Source organism: Pseudothauera nasutitermitis, assembly GCF_004801295.1.
GTDB classification, from domain to species: Bacteria; Pseudomonadota; Gammaproteobacteria; order Burkholderiales; family Rhodocyclaceae; genus Pseudothauera; species Pseudothauera nasutitermitis.
The window spans coordinates 1-15891 of the sequence record NZ_SSOC01000009.1; the positions used below are offsets into that span (position 1 = coordinate 1).

Annotated in this window: 16 protein-coding genes; 2 read left to right on the plus strand and 14 right to left on the minus strand. The window is 66.5% G+C overall.

The genetic code is table 11. The features are described from left to right. The 6 genes from E6C76_RS22125 to E6C76_RS20110 all read right to left on the minus strand — a co-directional run. On the minus strand, positions 1-741 hold a 741-nt coding region (locus tag E6C76_RS22125), incomplete at its 3' end, for a hypothetical protein (RefSeq protein ID WP_211090299.1). Between the two features lie 3 nt (positions 742-744). Next, on the minus strand, positions 745-1659 hold the full coding sequence (locus E6C76_RS20090) for a hypothetical protein (protein ID WP_136350048.1): 915 nt from the start codon (positions 1657-1659) through the stop codon (positions 745-747). A gap of 4 nt (positions 1660-1663) precedes the next feature. Continuing rightward, positions 1664-2128 (minus strand): hypothetical protein, encoded by a 465-nt coding sequence (locus E6C76_RS20095; RefSeq protein ID WP_136350049.1) that lies wholly within the window; start codon positions 2126-2128, stop codon positions 1664-1666. 11 nt (positions 2129-2139) lie between these two features. Continuing rightward, positions 2140-5688 (minus strand): hypothetical protein, encoded by a 3549-nt coding sequence (locus E6C76_RS20100; RefSeq protein ID WP_211090300.1) that lies wholly within the window; start codon positions 5686-5688, stop codon positions 2140-2142. A 1-nt stretch (position 5689) separates the two neighbouring features. Continuing rightward, positions 5690-6094 carry a hypothetical protein gene (locus E6C76_RS20105; protein ID WP_230976344.1) on the minus strand — a complete coding sequence of 135 codons (405 nt, stop codon included), beginning with the start codon at positions 6092-6094 and terminating at the stop codon, positions 5690-5692. Next, entirely contained in the window at positions 6091-9174 is a 3084-nt protein-coding gene (locus E6C76_RS20110; RefSeq protein ID WP_136350050.1) for a tape measure protein, read from the minus strand. Before E6C76_RS20110 ends, E6C76_RS20105 begins: the two co-directional genes overlap by 4 nt. A 66-nt stretch (positions 9175-9240) precedes the next feature. Between E6C76_RS20110 and E6C76_RS20115 the strand changes: the two genes are divergently transcribed. After that, positions 9241-9600, plus strand: coding sequence for a hypothetical protein (locus E6C76_RS20115; protein ID WP_136350051.1), 360 nt, complete (start codon positions 9241-9243; stop codon positions 9598-9600). Positions 9601-9676: 76 nt separating this feature from the next. Here E6C76_RS20115 and E6C76_RS20120 read toward each other — a convergent pair whose 3' ends face one another. Beyond that, a complete protein-coding gene (locus tag E6C76_RS20120) occupies positions 9677-10594 on the minus strand; it encodes a hypothetical protein (protein WP_136350052.1) in 918 nt (305 codons plus the stop codon). A 449-nt stretch (positions 10595-11043) separates the two neighbouring features. On the opposite strand from E6C76_RS20120, the gene E6C76_RS20125 reads away from it, so the two are divergent. Continuing rightward, positions 11044-11871 (plus strand): KilA-N domain-containing protein, encoded by an 828-nt coding sequence (locus tag E6C76_RS20125; RefSeq protein ID WP_136350053.1) that lies wholly within the window; start codon positions 11044-11046, stop codon positions 11869-11871. 29 nt (positions 11872-11900) lie between these two features. On the opposite strand, the gene E6C76_RS20130 is transcribed toward E6C76_RS20125, so the two are convergent. From E6C76_RS20130 to E6C76_RS20160, 7 genes are all read right to left on the minus strand, one after another. After that, positions 11901-12824 carry a Rha family transcriptional regulator gene (locus E6C76_RS20130; RefSeq protein WP_230976345.1) on the minus strand — a complete coding sequence of 308 codons (924 nt, stop codon included), beginning with the start codon at positions 12822-12824 and terminating at the stop codon, positions 11901-11903. Further along, positions 12824-13120: a hypothetical protein gene (locus tag E6C76_RS20135; RefSeq protein ID WP_136350054.1), complete on the minus strand. Its 297-nt coding sequence runs from the start codon at positions 13118-13120 to the stop codon at positions 12824-12826. The genes E6C76_RS20130 and E6C76_RS20135 overlap by 1 nt, the downstream gene beginning before the upstream one ends. Then, entirely contained in the window at positions 13110-13409 is a 300-nt protein-coding gene (locus E6C76_RS20140) for a hypothetical protein (RefSeq protein ID WP_136350055.1), read from the minus strand. The genes E6C76_RS20135 and E6C76_RS20140 overlap by 11 nt, the downstream gene beginning before the upstream one ends. Positions 13410-13679: 270 nt before the next feature. Continuing rightward, positions 13680-14297 (minus strand): DUF4124 domain-containing protein, encoded by a 618-nt coding sequence (locus E6C76_RS20145; RefSeq protein ID WP_168734393.1) that lies wholly within the window; start codon positions 14295-14297, stop codon positions 13680-13682. Between the two features lie 69 nt (positions 14298-14366). Beyond that, positions 14367-14843 (minus strand): hypothetical protein, encoded by a 477-nt coding sequence (locus E6C76_RS20150; protein WP_136350057.1) that lies wholly within the window; start codon positions 14841-14843, stop codon positions 14367-14369. Continuing rightward, positions 14840-15556, minus strand: a complete 717-nt coding sequence (locus tag E6C76_RS20155; RefSeq protein WP_136350058.1) for a hypothetical protein — start codon at positions 15554-15556, stop codon at positions 14840-14842. Before E6C76_RS20155 ends, E6C76_RS20150 begins: the two co-directional genes overlap by 4 nt. Next, positions 15553-15891: a hypothetical protein gene (locus E6C76_RS20160; RefSeq protein ID WP_136350059.1), complete on the minus strand. Its 339-nt coding sequence runs from the start codon at positions 15889-15891 to the stop codon at positions 15553-15555. The genes E6C76_RS20155 and E6C76_RS20160 overlap by 4 nt, the downstream gene beginning before the upstream one ends.

The following is a 15891-nucleotide window of genomic DNA, read 5'->3' on the forward strand; positions in this document are numbered from 1 at the left end:
CAACGCGGCGCCGGACTGGCGCGCAAGCCCGTGGGCGTGCCGCAGCGCCACCGGGCGGCGGGTGTGGCGCATGTCCGCATGCGGGCAGCGGGCACCGCTGGCTGCCGGCAAAGCCTGGGCGGCCTGGGCCCGGCCGCGCGCGCGGGCGCGCTGCATCTCGGCGTGCGGGCTGGCCAGCCCGATGGCACCCAGGGCGCGGGCGCGGTGGTGCGGCAGGCGGGCGGCCACACCGTGGGCATCGGTGAGGTCCAGGGACAGCCGCACGGTGCCGGAGAGCGCTGCGGGCGGAACGGGTGGCGGCGCACTCACCGCGGCCTCTGCGCGATGCACCGCCGCGCCATGGGCGGACAGCAGCGCGAGCGGGATGGGCGGCGGGGCCACGACGTACAGCGTGCCGACATAGCCCCGCTCGCGCGCCCTGAATTCGGCGGGCGGGGTGGGCGGCAGGCGGAGTGCGGCCAGCTGCCCAAGCGAAACGAGGCGCGCCTGCCCGGATACAGTGGCCAGCAGGTCGCGCACGCTGGGCGGCTTGGCGGCGGCCCACAGATCGGGCGGCGCCCGCGCGGGCGGCTCGGTGAATACCGCCGTGGCCGGCGGCATCGGCGGCAGCATCTCGACGTAGAGCGTGCCCCCCTCTTCCGGTTCGTCCGGGCACAGCACCACCGGCACGGACAGATCCGGGGGCGTGTAGCCGGACTGCAGGACAACCGGCGTGGAGAGGGCGGGCGGGGTGTAGCTCACGCCCTAGTCCGCTTCGACGTGATACGGCCCGTGGATGATGGGCTGGCAGTCGGGGCTGGCGTAGGCGACGTAGTAGTCGCCGGGCGGCACGTTGGCGGACCAGTTGCCGGATTCGTCCGGGGTCGCCGTCGTGTAGGTTTCGTTGGTGGTCGCGTCGATAATCAGCACCAGCGAGACGGGGGCGCCGCTGGTGGTGTTGATGTTGGCCTTGCCGGACAGGGACGTCGAATACGGCACAGGCGCGGTGGGGGCAGAATCACCGTCAGTACCAACCCCGAAGAACGACCATTCTGCGACAGACCTGTACCCAGCCAGCACTATCCCGCAAGAGCCGCCAGTCGCCTCCGCCGCAGATCGAGTGAGCGTAAGCCATGTGCTTGGCTCCGCGGCACCTTCATACCAAGCGCGCGCCTGAATTGTGTCCCCGGTTGCTTTCGCACGGATAGTGACAGCCCTGGCGATCCTGTCCGATGCTGATGCGTAGTCGGTCAATGCCGTTCCATTCACCCCCAACTCGGATTGTGATCCGACATTATTTTGGAGCGAAACGCGAAGCTCCCGTCGCTGACTGGACGAATTATTGGCTGCTGAGGTGATCCCAAAAACATAACCGCCAGTTCTCGGGTCGCCGGTGTTCGGCGCCCGCAAAAATAGCCCTGCTCCCGTCCGCGCGGAGGTTGTCTCTGCCGCTGCTCGACGCACCTTACCCACAATCTCGATGTCTGCGCTGAACACGGGAAAGCGCAACAGCGTCCATACATTCTGGTCAGGCATTGAGGCGACCAGCGCGGCACCGGACACGATGCTCAGCATGTTGGACGTACCGACACTCCAGTTCGCCTGATCTTCCGCCTCCAGCACCGCCGCCGGCCAATTTCTCGCAGTATCCCGCTCGAACGAAAAATAGTGCTGCGCCATCGCCTCACCCCTGAATCGTCATCGTGGCCAGCCGCGCCGGCGCGCCGTTGAACCAGCGCACCACCGGCACCCCGCCCTCGATGGCGGTCTGTACCAGTTGGACTTCGCCGCCCTCGCCCTCCACAGACACGGTGAGGTCTCCCCACCAATCTCCGCCCGGCATGCGCAGGCGTGCCCAGATGGGGATGGTTCCATCGACGGGGTCCGCGCCGGTGACCAGCGCCTCCAGCGGCGAGGCGAGCAGGATCATGTGCTCGTCTTCATCGACCGTGCCGGCCGAGGCCGGGAAGGTGAGCACGGCCAGCGGCGTTGGTGTGCCGCTGCCGGGCGGGTCCGGGTAGGTGCCGCCGTGGAATTCCAGCGTGGCGCGGTTTTCGGTGTCGCCGTGGAGGAGCGCCAGGCGGGCCTGCAGCGCGGGGTTGCGGATGGCCTGCATGACGGCAACGGCGTGGGCGGGGGAGATGTCCATGGCGGGTCCGGTTACTGGATGGGGTTATCGACGTTGCCGAGGCAGTGGATTTCGCAGCCGTCCACGCCGTCATCCTCGGGGGGGTCGGATTGCTTGATGCTGCGGGCGATCCAGAAATGCGCGATGGCACCCACGGTGTTGATGCGCACGACGTTGCCGTTGATCCAGCCGCCGCCGTTGGCGGCACCGGGGATGCGCATGTAGGGCGTGCCGCCCTCCCCGTCCGGCCCGCGCGTGCGCGGGTTGATGGGGGCGATATCGGTGCCGCCGGGGGCGTAGGTGCCCGTCCAGACCAGGCCCCGCTTTTCGCTGATGAGTTCCCATTGGTGGGTAGCTGTATTGATGCAGCGGAGCAGCCAGCGGTCTGTGTCGCAGCCTTCGTTGGTGACGACGATGGGATGGTCGATGAGGTTGAGGGTGGCGGTGGCCGGGCTGCCGCTGATGGCGTCGGACCAGGTGCCGTTCCAACTGACCTGGTCGAAGGTGAGCGAGACGCGCGCGCGGCGGTCGCCGTGGATGAGGCAGCCAGCGACGATGGTCTGCCCGGACGGGAAGACGTGCGAGAGGGCCCGGCTGACGGTGATCTCGCCGTTGATCTGCACGTCAGTGGCCATGCGCAGGTCGGCCACAACATGGGTGATGGTGAGCGGCAGAGCCAGGCCGTCGAGGCTGGCCCAGCGCAGCCGCCCGGCAGCAGGGTCGAGCGTGTAGCCGGTGGTGAGGCGCTCGCCATCGGCATCGGTGATGCGCACCCAGGCGATACGGGTGCGCGGCAGGTTCACCACATATTCGCCTTCGTCCAGCGCGGGGGTGGCGGTGAGGGTGGCCGGGTGCATGATGAGCACCACGTCACCGCGCCGGAAGATGGGCACGCGGCCGTCGCTGGGCAGGCGCACGGGGTCGATGCCGAGGATGTCGGCGTCGAGCGGCAGGTAGCTGTACGCGACGGCGTTGTAGCGGATGGAGCCGGGATCGACCTCCAGTGGCTCCCACTCGCCGGCCACCACGGCGCCGAACTGGACCTGGGCGGTGCCCCACTCGATATTGACGGTGCCGGTGATGTTGGCGCCGGTGATGTTGCCGTTGGGGTCCGCGTAGGCGGTGAGCGCGGTGCCGTCCATGGCGGTGGCGGTGAGCTGGAGCGACTCGGACTTGAGCGGCGCGGCGGCGGTGCGGAACGAGACGGCGGTGGTGCTCCACTGGCCGTAGCGGGTGAGGCAGGCGAGCACCTGCGGGTCTGCCGCAACGCCGTCCGCCCAGTAGTTGAGGGTGAGCAGGCCGCGGTTGTAGTCGATGCTGCCGGCGAGCAGACCGGAGCCGGTGGTGACGCTGGGCTCGATGTAGAGGGAGCCGGCGCGGTCTACGTAATGCAGGCCGGTGATGAGGGCGAGCACGCTGCCGGCGACGACGTCGTCGCCCACGGTGGTGGTGAGGTCGAGCGTGAGGCCGACTTCGGAGGGGAAGACCTGCTCGTCCGCGACGGCCTGCGGGTCGAACGCCTCGGTGTCGCGCTCGACCTGGATGCCGATGGCGTTGCCGACGATGCTCCAGTTGCCCGCATCGGTGGTCCACGCACCGCCGGTGCCGCCGACCACCACATGCCAGCTTTTCGCCGTGACGGACAGCTGCCAGATGAGGGTGGCCACGCCGGTGTCGGCGTTGAACGTGCCCAGCTGCTGGTCTGCCCAGGACCATTTGCCGTAACTGCCGGCGGGCTGGTGCGAGCCGCCGCGCACGCGCAGTTGCCCGCCGGCGGTGATGTAGGCGGCAAGGTGGGCGCCGTTGGCGGTCAGCAGCGTCAGGGTGCCGCCGCTACGGAACGGCGCCGTCCCGGGCACGGTGAATTGGCCGCCGTCGATTGTGGCTTCGGTGCCGCTGTAGAGGCCGTCGCCGTCGCGCCAGGTATAGGCGTTGCCGATCTGCGCGCCGCGGTCGGGCGGCTGGGTGAAGCGCAGGATGACTTCGCCGGTGCCGTAGTCCAGCGTGCCGGCCACGCCGGCGCCGGTGAGGTTGCCATTGCCCGCGTCGGCAGTGCTGCGCGCGATGCCGCCCACCGGGTAGGTGGCGACGTGGGTGCCGGGCACCACGGGGGCGTGCTCCAGGGTGTAGCGCAGTTCCAGCTCGGCGCCGACGTCGGCCGTGGCGCCGGCGCGGATGGCGTAGTGCACCGGGCTGGCCCAGGTGATGAGGATCTGGCTGCCGACGTCCGGCAGGTTGCCCAGAGTGACCTGCAGGACGCCCGAAACTGCGGACACCTGGCCGACCCCGTAGGCGGGGTCGCTGCCCTGGATTTGCCCGGCCGCGTCCGAGCGCAGCGTGTACCAGTTGCCCTGGACCATGTAGGCGAATTCAAGCGACGCATCCGCCGGCAGCGGGTTGAGGGTGCGTACCCAGTTGAGGGCGCGGTTTTCCGCGGTGATGGTGATCGCCAGCTGGTGGGCCTGCTGGGCAGCGGCGGCGGCCGGGGTGTAGGTGATGTTGGCGGTGCCGCTGGCGGTGGGGGCGTTGGCGGAGAAGAGGATCTCGCCGGCGGGGTAGTCGATGGTGCCGATGGTGGCGCCGGCGCGCAGGATGTTGCCGTTGCCGTCGTCGGCAAAGCTGACGCTGCCGACCGTGGCGGCCACGCCGCCGGGCTGGGCGCCGGTACGCAGCACCATGCGCAGGCCGGCGCCCACCGCGGCGCCGGGGGCGCTGTAGGTGATGGGCGCGGCGGCCGCCGGAATCATGGGGATGCGGTCATCGGCCAGGGGACGATTGACCAGCGGGGTTTCCGTTTGCGCGCTGGGCACCAGCTGGGTATAGACGCTGGCCACACGGATGGAGAGGTCGCCGATGTTGGCGGCATGGGTGGTGGGCTGGCTGCTGAAGTAGCGGGTGGCATCGGCCACGCTGGTGTCGCGCAGGCGCACGCCGGTGTTGTAGTTGTAGCTGTCGGTGCGGCTGGCCTGGTGGCCGGTGAAGTTGTGGCGCAGGGCATCGGACAGTTCGAGGGTGACCTGCCAGCGGCGGAAGTCGCCCTGGCTGTCGGTGAAGGCGCGCTCGGTGACGGTGACGTCCGTGACGCGGATGTACTGCTCCATCTGCCCGCTCTGCCCTTCGTTCTGGGCGAGGCAGAGGGTCTTGCCGATGGGCGGCAGTTCGGTGCCCACGCGCTGCAGGATGTTGATGGTGCGCATGCCGATGATGTGGTTTTCCCACAGGGCGCCGGGCCACATCGGCCCTTTGAACAGATAGGCTTCGACACGGTTGGCCGCCTCTTCGCGGGTGTCGTAGGGGTCCGGGGTGGTGAACAGGGTGTAGCCGATGGCCGGGTCCGCCGGCAGCGCGGTGATGACGGTCTTGGCGCCGGCGAACAGATCGGTGGACAACGTGCGCACGGCCACGGAGAGCTTGCGCAGGTTGAGGCGGCCATAGACGCGATCGAGGTCGGAGACATCTTCGAAGACGTTGTTCATGACGCCGTCTGGGATGACGTTGCCAGTGGCGCCGCCGCCGCCCTCGGGCACGTCGTCCATGACCTGGTGGGCGACGAAGACGATGTTGGATTCGAGGATGGGCATGTCAGGGGGTCTCCGGTGGCGCCGTCTGGATCAGCGGCAGCGTGATGCGGTAGTTGGTGGCGTTGGTCATGTCGCACGCGGGCCGTACCGGGGCGGCCTCGAATTCGCGGGTGAGGTCGTGCATGACGGTGAATTCGCGGCCATCGGCCAGGGTGAGCGTGAGCCGGGTGTCCGGCAGGGCGCGCTGGGCGTGCAGCGCGAGTACGGTGCCGCGCGGCACCCAGCCGCCGTTGGTGTTGCTGGTGAGGGTGATGGGCCGCCCTTCCGTACGCAGGCCCTGGTGGATGATCAGCGCGCCGGTGAGCCCGGTATCGTTCTCCTGGGCCAGGGCGGACCACGCGAATTCATCGGTCCACCAGACGTCCTCGGGGATGGCGATGGCGCCGAGGGTATGGTTTCTCATCATTGGGCAACCCCTGCGGCGCGCTCCAGTTCGGTTATCAGCGCGTCGATGGCGCGTTCGCCGGCGGCGTCGGTATTCACCGCGAAGCTGCGGCCCCCTAGGTTGAGTTCCACGCGGCGCACGGATGTGGTGCCGCTGGTGCGGTTGGCACTTGTTTCTTGAGCCACCCGCCGCTGGCGTCGTTGCTCGGCAATTTCAATCTGCCCAAGCAAATTGATCTGTTCTTTGAGCAAGCTGATATCGCCCTGGATGCGGCTGGCTTCCGCGTCATCGCCGCGTACGCGGGCACGTTCGGCATCGATTTGCAGCAGGGCGATCTGCCGGGCTCTGGTGGCCCGGTCGCGTTCTGCCCGGGCCTGCGCTACCTGTTCCTCGGTGCCTTCCAGTTCCAGCAGCCGCATGCGCAACTCTTCCACGCCATCCCGCCCGCCCTGATTGAGCGCCGCCTGCCTGCTGTCCAGGTCCTCCATCGTCCGGACGAATTCGCGCGCTGCCTTGCGGCCGGCATCGATCGAGGCCGCCACAGCCCGATACCCTATTGCGAATTTGGCGACGGCGGCGGAAGCACGCTGGGCTGCCCGTCCAGCTTCCTCGGCGTATTGGCTGGCGGCATCGGCACCCTCCAGCCAGGATGTGGCAACACCCTGTACCGAGTCGTTATGCTGCCGCGCGGACACCACTATGGCGCCGGCTGCCGCCTGTGCAGCATCTGCGGTGGCGCGTAGCCCCTGCGTAGCCTCCGAACCGGCGGCCGACACATCGCGGACTGCTGCGGCTGCCTCGCTCATGCTGCGCACGATGACCTTCCCAGATTCGTCGGCGGCCACGCTCAGACCGTGCTGCGCTGCCTGGACTGCGAGACTGCTTTCCACCACCCCGTCGTTCGCGGCCACGGCAGCTTCGGCATAGCGCCGGAAGGCCTCTTCCTGCTCTCGTGCCGAACCGCCCAGTTCCACGACCGCCTCATAGGCCTCTTGCAGGCTTGCGGCGGTTTTCTTCAGCTCTGCATCCGATGTGACGCCCAGCCGCTTGAGGGCTTCCGTCACACTGTTGATGCCCGGCGTCAGTTCATCCGATTTGCTGCGGATCTTGTCCAGCGCACTGCTCACCTGGTCGCCGGAAAGCCGGCCGGCCGCGCCTATCTCCTTGACCTTGGTCACCAGCGCATCCAGAGCAGCAGTGCTGTCCGCCTTGTTCAGAGCCTGGTCGATGGCGGACACGAGGGCTGCGCCGGTTTGCTCTGCGTTGGCCTGGGTGCGCTGCAACGCGGCGTCCAGGGCATCAATGCCATCCAGGGCTTCCTGCGCGGCCGGGCTGATGCCGCCGAGCGCCTGGGCCGCATTGACGCCGGCCCGGGCAAAGCTGGCGGAAAGCACCTGATCATTCACCCGTGCCAGCGCTTCGGCGCTGATGCGGCCCTGGTTGAAGGCCATTTCGGCCATCATGCCGAACTCATGCAGCTCCTTGCCGGTGAGCTGCGCCAGGCGCTGGCCTAATGCCACGTCGATCTGCTCGCCGGTGGCGTAGGCGGATTTCTGGAGCAAATCCATGTCCGCCACCAGTTTGGTGATGCCATCCGTGCTGCCCAGATCGGCGGTGCCGAGGGCCTTCTTCAGCGCTTCACCCACGGCCGCTGCATCGCGCCCCGCATCCTGGAACTGCTGCTGGAGTTTGGTGAGGCGGAAACGGGCGGCTTCCGCTTCAGTGGCCACCAAGCGTAGCGCGGGTGACACCTTGTCTTCCGGCGCATCGAACGCCTGATCTACGGCTTCCCCCAGTTCCTCCGCCTTCTCCTTGTTCTCGGTGAACTTGGCGATCAGCACGCCAATCCCCACCACCAGCGCGCCCACGCCGGTGCTGATCATCGCCACGCGCAGGGCACCCAGGGCGCGCACCTTCGCCCAGATGACAGCAGTGGCCGTGGTCAGGGTTCCAGTCAAGGCGATCAGAGGCGTCACAGCAGCCTTGCCGGCGCCGGCCAGCAGGCCGGTAGCCGTGGCCAGGGAGCCGGTCGCGCGGGTGGCTGCAACCGCCGCACCCGCCTGCGCGGTCTGTGCCGTGGCTAGGGAGCCAATGGCCCCGGCTGCTGCCAACTGGGCGGCGGCAAATTTTTGCACGGCGCGCACGGCCTTGACGGCGAACACTGCCGTGAGCACCTCACCCGCGCGGGTGGCCACGGTGACCAGTTCGTCCAGGTTCTCGCTCACCATGTTGATGAGTTCGACCAGCTTTTCCGTGGCGCCGCCGGCGCGGTTGGCCTCGCCGATGTACACGGACCAGGTGTTCGCCAGCTTGGTGAGCGCATCCGCCACCGTGGTGGGCATGGATTCGGCCGCAGCCTTGTTCAGTTCAACGGTCTGGCGAAGGCCTTCGTTCAGATCGCCGATGGCGAGTTTTCCGGTGACACCCAACTTGCGGATTTCTTCCGTGCTTTTGCCGGTGGCCTGCGAGACGGCATCCACCACGGTGGGCATGGCCGCCATGATGGAACGCCAGGAATCCACCTCGATCTTGCCCGACTGGATGGACTTGGCGTAGGCCTCCTGCGCATTCTGGGCGCGCTCTGCACTGGCCGCATTGGTGGTGAGCAGGTAGGTGAAGCTATCCGTGACATCGAGCGCGGCATCGGTGGAATACCCCAGGCTGCGCAGGGCGTCCGACGTGCGGATGTACATCTCCTGCGCCTCGGCCAGCGGGCGATAGGTGCGGTTGGCGGTGTCCAGCAGGCGGGCCTGTACGCGCTCGTATTCCTCCTGGCTCTCGGTGGCCATCCCGATGCGGCTGGCCATTTGGCCGTAGGCGTCGGCCACGCTGATCATGTCGGTGGCGTAGCCCTTGAGTTTGCTGACAGCGAACACGCCGGCCACCGCCTTGGCCACGGTGTTCATTCTGGCCTGCAGTTCGTCGCCCGATTTGCCCAGCGCGGCCAATTCGCTGCCGGTCTCGCGCGCCCCCTTGCCCATCTGGTTCAGCCCGCGCGCGGTGGTGCTGGTGGCGCTGCGGAGGTTGGCAATGCGCCCGCGCAGGTTGTCCGCCTGGGCGGCCAGGCGGCGCTGCTCGTTTGCGAGGTTGCGGGTATCCACGCCGGTGGCTGCGGCCGCCGCCCGCGCACCGGAGAGCGTGGTGCGCTGACGGTCCCACGCACGCTGATGCGTGTTGAGCGCGGTGTTGGCCTTGCGCAGTTCGGCTTCGAGCAGGCGGATGGCGTCACGGTTCGCGCCGGCGCCGCGCGCGTCGGCCAAGGCCTTGTCGAGCACTTCGACCTGCTGCCGGGCATCGACGAATGCCGAACGCGCCTGCTTGGCGCCGTTGATCGCGGTGTTGAGGCCGTCGATGGCGATTTTCTGGCGCGAAAGCTTGTCGACTTCGGCCACCAGCGGGGCGAACTGCTGGGCGGCGTCCCCGCCCTGCTGGGTGAGTTCGGCCAGGTGCTGGGTGAGCGCCGCTACATCGGCTTGGCCGAGGGTTTCGGTGCTGATGGCGAGCTTTACTTCCTGGGTGTCTACTAGAGCCATAGCGGCACTCCGCAAGATCAAGGCTCAAACCCACCAGCTGGCCGGTGGGCTTTGGTCTTGACCCTGGGGGTCAGACCATGGCGATTTCCAGGTACTTCGAATCGCCGGCGCCGATACGGGTGGGGTCTTCCAGCAGGCTGAGGGTGAGTTCCATGGTGGCGAACTCGGCGCTCACCCGATTGAAGCCGCTGGTGGGGCTGGGCTTGGCGCGGAAGTAGCGCACGATGTTGGGCGCGCCGTTGTCGTTGGCGTTTTCGCCGTCGATCTCAACGAGGAACTCCTGCCCGGAATTGACAAAGGCCTGCAGGAAGAACTGCGGGTTGATGGTGTAGCCGACCACGATGGGCAGGGATACGTGCGCATCGACGAAAAGCGCGCTGTCGGCGGCGAACTGGACACCCTGCTTGGTACGCGCGAAAGCGGTATCCGGCAGAGAGGCCGGGCCGACGTGCTTCCAGGTGACGGTTCCATCGGTGACGGTGCCACCTTCGGTGGGCCAAACCGGGGCGGTATCGTCGGTGGTGCCGGCGGCGGTGGCGACGTAGGCTTGCGTGCTGGCGATCACCACCTGGCCGACATCGACATCCGCCTCAGCGGCCCATTCGTCGCCATTGATGGCGACGGTGACGGCGACGTCCGGGTCCGGGATGTACTTGAAGCTGACACGCTCGCCGGCCCATGCTGCGTGCTTCTCGCCAGTGATGGGGGCGGTGGCCAGGCGCTGGATTTCGGCGCGCAGGCCGATGGCGATGGTTTCCGGCTTGATGTCGTCGACGGTGAGGCTGGCGGTGATGGAAGTCACCGTTTCGTTGACGTCCAGTTCGCCGCCGCCGGATTCCTGGAAGTTCTGCCGCGCGGTGCGCTCGACTTCGACGTTTTCGGTGATGGCGGTGGTGTTGCCGAGCTGAAACTTGCGGCCGCCGGAGAGCGGGGTCAGGCTGACGCGGGCGCGGCCTTGAAAGCCACGGGTGCGGGATACGATGGGCATTTGATGACTCCTGCAGGGTAGGAACGAGATGCAGGAGTCAGTTTCAGAATTTGCGGATGCGAACGGCAGGGGACGGATGTCCAGACCGGAGCAGTGCAGACGTTTGCACCGCAAGCACTACATGTAGTAGCGCAAAAAACGAAAAAGACGTTATCTACCCTTATCCTTTTGGCACTCTCCATTGAAGAGTGCTAATATCCAGACTCGGTTTAGTTTTGAGCAAAAAAAACCAGCCCTAGTGGTGGAACACTGGGCTGGATGTTCTTATTGCAACGAATTCGGCCGAATCTGGCGCACTGGCTTCCTTTTCAAAGATGCTTAAACCAGTGCATACACTGCTACGCTAGCGAAACGGGATTATAAGCGCAGTTGCGTTTATTGTGCAATCCGCACGGAAGTGTGGGAAGCATCGCCCGCCCAAGCTAGGGCCTTCCATAGGAGCAACACTCATGGCCCAGCAACATCAGTACTCCCTCGCCCTCATTCAGCACGAGGTCAACAACTCCATCATCGAGCAACGATCGAACGATGGATACATCAACGCAACAGCACTCTGCGCGGTCGCAGACAAACGATGGCACAACTACGTTCGCAACGAGACCACCGGCCACTTCCTGAGAGCTCTGGAGGCCAAAACGCGGATTCGCGTTACGGAGCTAATTCAAGAGGTTAGAAGCAGTTCCGGCACAGCCTCTACCTGGGTTCACCCGAAGGTGGCCATCCATCTCGCCCAGTGGCTGTCAGCAGAATTTGCTGTCCAGGTATCTGAATGGGTGTACGAGTGGATGTCCGGCAGAGGGGGCCCAGCTACCCGCGCCCTTCCGTACCACATCCAGCGCCACATGATGAACCAGTCTGGCGTTCCTGCCGGCTACTTCAGCATCTTGCAGGAGATGACGTTCATGCTGATCGCTCCGCTCGAACAAGCAGGGTATGAGTTGCCGGAACGCATGGTACCGGACATCAGCATGGGGAAATTCTTGTGCAAGCATCTACGGGATCAGCTCGGAGTGGATACCGATGCCCTGCCGGTCTACATCCACCGCTATCCGGACGGGCGGAACGTCGAGGCGAAACTCTACCCCAACGAGTACTTGGCAGAGTTCCGTCGCATCATCCAGTCCGAGTGGCTGCCGAAGCGATCGGCCGCGTACTTCAAGGAGCGAGACCCGGTGTCCCTCCCCTATCTGGACAGAGTAATCCTGGCCCTGCCCGGCCCCGTATCCGCCGCCAACGCGCCAAAGTTCCACTTACGCAAGAAGAAGGGCTCCAAGTAACAGCACCCACCCCGCTTCGGCGGGGTTTTTCATGCCCAGCAGTCTTCCCACCTACCGAGCGCCCGAGCAAACTCATTGGCGCGCGCGGTGAGCCATTCGGCCTGCGAAACGCCGGCTGGCGGCATCAGTTCGTGTTCGGGGAGCACGAAGCCGGCCATCACCGCCCTGCCCGCTTCATCTAGGTAGCGGGCGCGGCGGTGGCGCAGGTCGGGGCGGCGGGTCATTGCGGCGACCACTCGCGGCAAGTGGCCGGCGGGCACGTTGTCGGTCGCCCGCCAGTGGCTGTAGGCGGCATACAGGTCCGCGCTGCGGCAGGGCACCGCCGGCAGAGGGAGGGCGCCGGACAGCCAGGCGCCGCAGAAGGCATGGACGCCGAACGGGTCGAGCAGCGCGGGCGTGTTGGCGGTGGCGAGGTCCGGGGCGTCCAGTTCTTCCAGCATGTCGATGCCAGTGCGGTGGCGGGCGACTTCGTTAGCGCGGCGCAGCGCGCGCGGCAGCGGCAGGCCGGCGCTGCGGCTGCTGCGCAGGATGCTGCGGAAGATGCGGTCCGCGCTGACGAACTGGTCGGCCGCGTGCGCCGGGTTGCCGGTGAGGAAGGGGCCGGGGGCGGCATGCGCCGCCCGCACCCGGCCGCGCAGATCGAAGAAGGCGCGCACCAGCGCCTTCTTGAACCCGCGCACGATGTCGCTGTTGCGCATGTAGGTGAGCAGCAGGGTGGATTGGGGTTCGTTGAGGAAGGCGATTTCCTGCCGCTGCACCCCACCAGCGGTTTCAAAGGGTCGCGTTTCAAACGCGACCCTTCCGAACTCGTCGAGGTCGTCCGCGTACTTCCGAATCAGCCCGAGCACATTCTTGTGCTCGACCTCGGTCCCTTCGGCAATGGCCAGGCTGGTGGTCACCAGTTCGCCGGCGCGCTCGACCACGATTTCGAGCATGTGCGGCTCAGGCAACATCACAGCCTCCTGTACGTGGCTTCGCACTCGGCCAGGCACAGCTCCAGCGTCCGGAGTGCCGAGCGTGCGATGTTGATGTCGGACCTCAGTTCATCCAGGGCCGTGCGCGGCGCGGAAGGAAGCGCCCAGGGGGCGGCGGACTGCTGCGGGGCCTGGGTTTGGGCCTTGTCGCGGGCAACGGAAAGGGATGTGATGCCGCTCGGGAAACGCCCCCGCCGCCGCGGTTGGACAACCGGAGACGATGCGGCGGTGGGCAGCGGGATGACGTTGCCGGGCAGATGCGGTTCAGCGTTCATGGCGCGCCTCCTTAGCGACGGACATGATCGCAGCGCCGGCAATGCCTTTCGTCTCGATGTCGAGCAGAAGTTCGCGCGATTCGACGATTTGATCCAGAGCTTGACCCAAGGACGTGGCGAGGGATTGCTCGCACAGCGAATCGATGCCGCCTGAGATTTCGAGGGTATAGATCAGGTCGATGATCGCGGCGGCCGACAACAGCTTGAGGCTGATCTCATCCACATGAGATGGTGTATAGATGGGGCCGGACGAGACGGACGCGGACGCGCCGGGGGCTTGAGCGGACATGGCCGGGACTCCTGCGAAGCGGTTGTGTGCTTCCGCTCCCCGACGCCAATCGGGGTGGGCGGAACCGTGTGGGTTGGCGTACCAGTCGCAGGGCTGGCGGGCCTTTCGACCCCCCACACGGCCCGCCCATAAAGGGGCCATGCTGCGGACGTAAAAAAACCGCTACTGCGGCGGTTTGTCCGCCTGCGAAACCGGGACGCCAATCCCGTGTCGCCGTTGTTCGGTGGCGATGGGCGAAGACTAGGCCAATCGCCCGCAGGACGTCAACATCTAATGCTGGATTGCTGAAACAACCCCGTTGTCAAAATAGATGTATTGATAACCTTTCTGTCCGCCCATTATCCATTGCGCACGAGTTCCACCGGCCATCGTCGTCAAATTGACAGACTGTGGTTCTGGTGTGTCGGTGCAAGCCCGCACGAACTGCTCATCCATGCCAACTCGTATCTCTACCCGGCGTGGCAGGCCGCACTCTCGGAGCAGTTCCTCCGCTTCGCGCTCAAGCTCTGCACGTCTCCGCTCGGCTTGGGCCTCTATCTCAGCATCTCGCGCAGCCCAACGCGCATTGCGTTCTTCTTCCAGACGCCTGAGCCTTTCAGCACGTTCTTCAGCAGTATCCTTTGCCGGAACTTCTCGTGTTACTTGCTGCCGCAGCCGGTATCTTTCTTCTGGGCTTTTCCCGGTCGCCGGGACAACATCGACCGGAGCGACACCACTGCTGCACGGTTTATCGGAAAACACGGCCTTGCCGTTTTCGGTGCATTTGTAGACCTGCGCCTGCCCAGTGGCGAGCGCTAAGACAAGAAGAAAGGCGAACAGTATGCGTACACAGGTCTTCATAGCTGTGCCGGCAGGCTGCCGTACATAGGCACATTTCGGGCACTGCATGCGGCATCTCCTCAGCATGAAATCCGAAAATGCCAAGATTATAAGCGGCAAAAACGGCGTGCGGCCCGGCTACGGCGCGTCGAGGAACTCGCTGTAAGTGACGCGGATCTGCACGGTGGCCCGTACGAAGCCAGCGCCATCGTCGCGCGGGTGGAGGGTGCGGCCGACATACAGGGTGCCGGTGGCCAGGCCGCCCCACAGAAGATCACCCGAGAACAGGCAGCGCTTGATGTCCGCGACCAAGGCGTGGCCGGTGACATTGGGGTGCAGGGGATCGCAGGCGGCGGTGGCCTCGATGGTGAATGGCAGGCCGATGATGATGTCCACGGCCTCGCCCTGCCCGGCCGCGCCTGCACGCTGGCGATCGACAAGGTCCTCTTCTTCGTACAGGACGATGGCCGGGAGGTCTTCCAGGTCCAGGACGGCGCGCCCGCGATAGATGCGCTGGCCGGCGTCGGTATGGTAGCCGTTGGCAAGCGTGATGGTGGCCAGGCGATCCGCGGCGGCGGCGGCAATGGCCGCGGCCTTGCTGACATGCCCGCTCATTTGCGGGTGCCCCGGAGTTCGTAGCGCAGTTGCGAGGCATAGGCCTGGGCCAACATGGTCTTGATTTCCGGGACGGCCTCGCCGCGCCAGCGGCGGAAGAGCTGGTCCGGGCTGGGGCCGTAGAGGTGGCGCAGGCGGCCGCTGCCGCCCTTGCGGCGGGTGGAATTGACGGGCGTGTTGCGGCCGGATTCTCCGACCTTGAAGCCCAGGCGTTCGGCGCGCAGGGCTGCATTCGACCCTTCCCGCACGAAGATGCCCATGCCGTTGCCACTGCCGATCTTGCCGGCGCGCAGCGGCAACATAAAGGCTCCCGGCATGGTCTTGCGGCCACCCCGGCGCATGACTTTGACCGAAACGCCGGCCGCCTTGCGGCCGGCCGGAATCCCACGGCGTGGGTCGCCTTTAGCGCGGGCGGTTTCGGCGGTGATCTGCCGGGCATCGAAGCGGGCGAGGCGCACGGCGCGGATGCGCATGCGGATGTAGGCGACGTTGTTGCTGGGGCCGGCCTTGGTGGTGCGCATCTGCTCGCGGAGGTAGCTTTGCGGCAGGTTGAGATGGCTGCCGATGTCTCTCTTGACCTGGGTTTCGAGCTTGCCGAGCACGGCATTGGTGGCTCGGTACCCGGCACGCTCGGAAATCTCCGCAACGGTGCGCAGACGGGCGGTGGCACGCTTGAGCTGGCCGAGGCCGGTGATGGTGAGTCCACGCTTCACGGGGCCGGTTCCTCCGGTGCGGCAGTCTTCTGCGGCAGCAAGATCCATTCGCGCAGGCCGTGGGCGGCCGGGCGTTCGACGGGCTTGTCCAGGGTATAGGCGCCGGCGTGCGGCCCGGTGAGGACGGTAAGGCGGTCGCCGGCACGCGGGGCGGCGCCGGCCAGGAAGGCGGCCGTGGTGACGAGCTGTTCGACCTGGCCGTATTCGCCGAGGATTTCCACCCCGTCCGTGATGACCACAGCCAGGGAGTCATTGGCACGCAGCACCGCCTCTTCGGCAAAATGCGCGAAGAGGCGGGTGTTGGCGCGGTCCAGCGCGGCCTGGGCGCGGGCCAT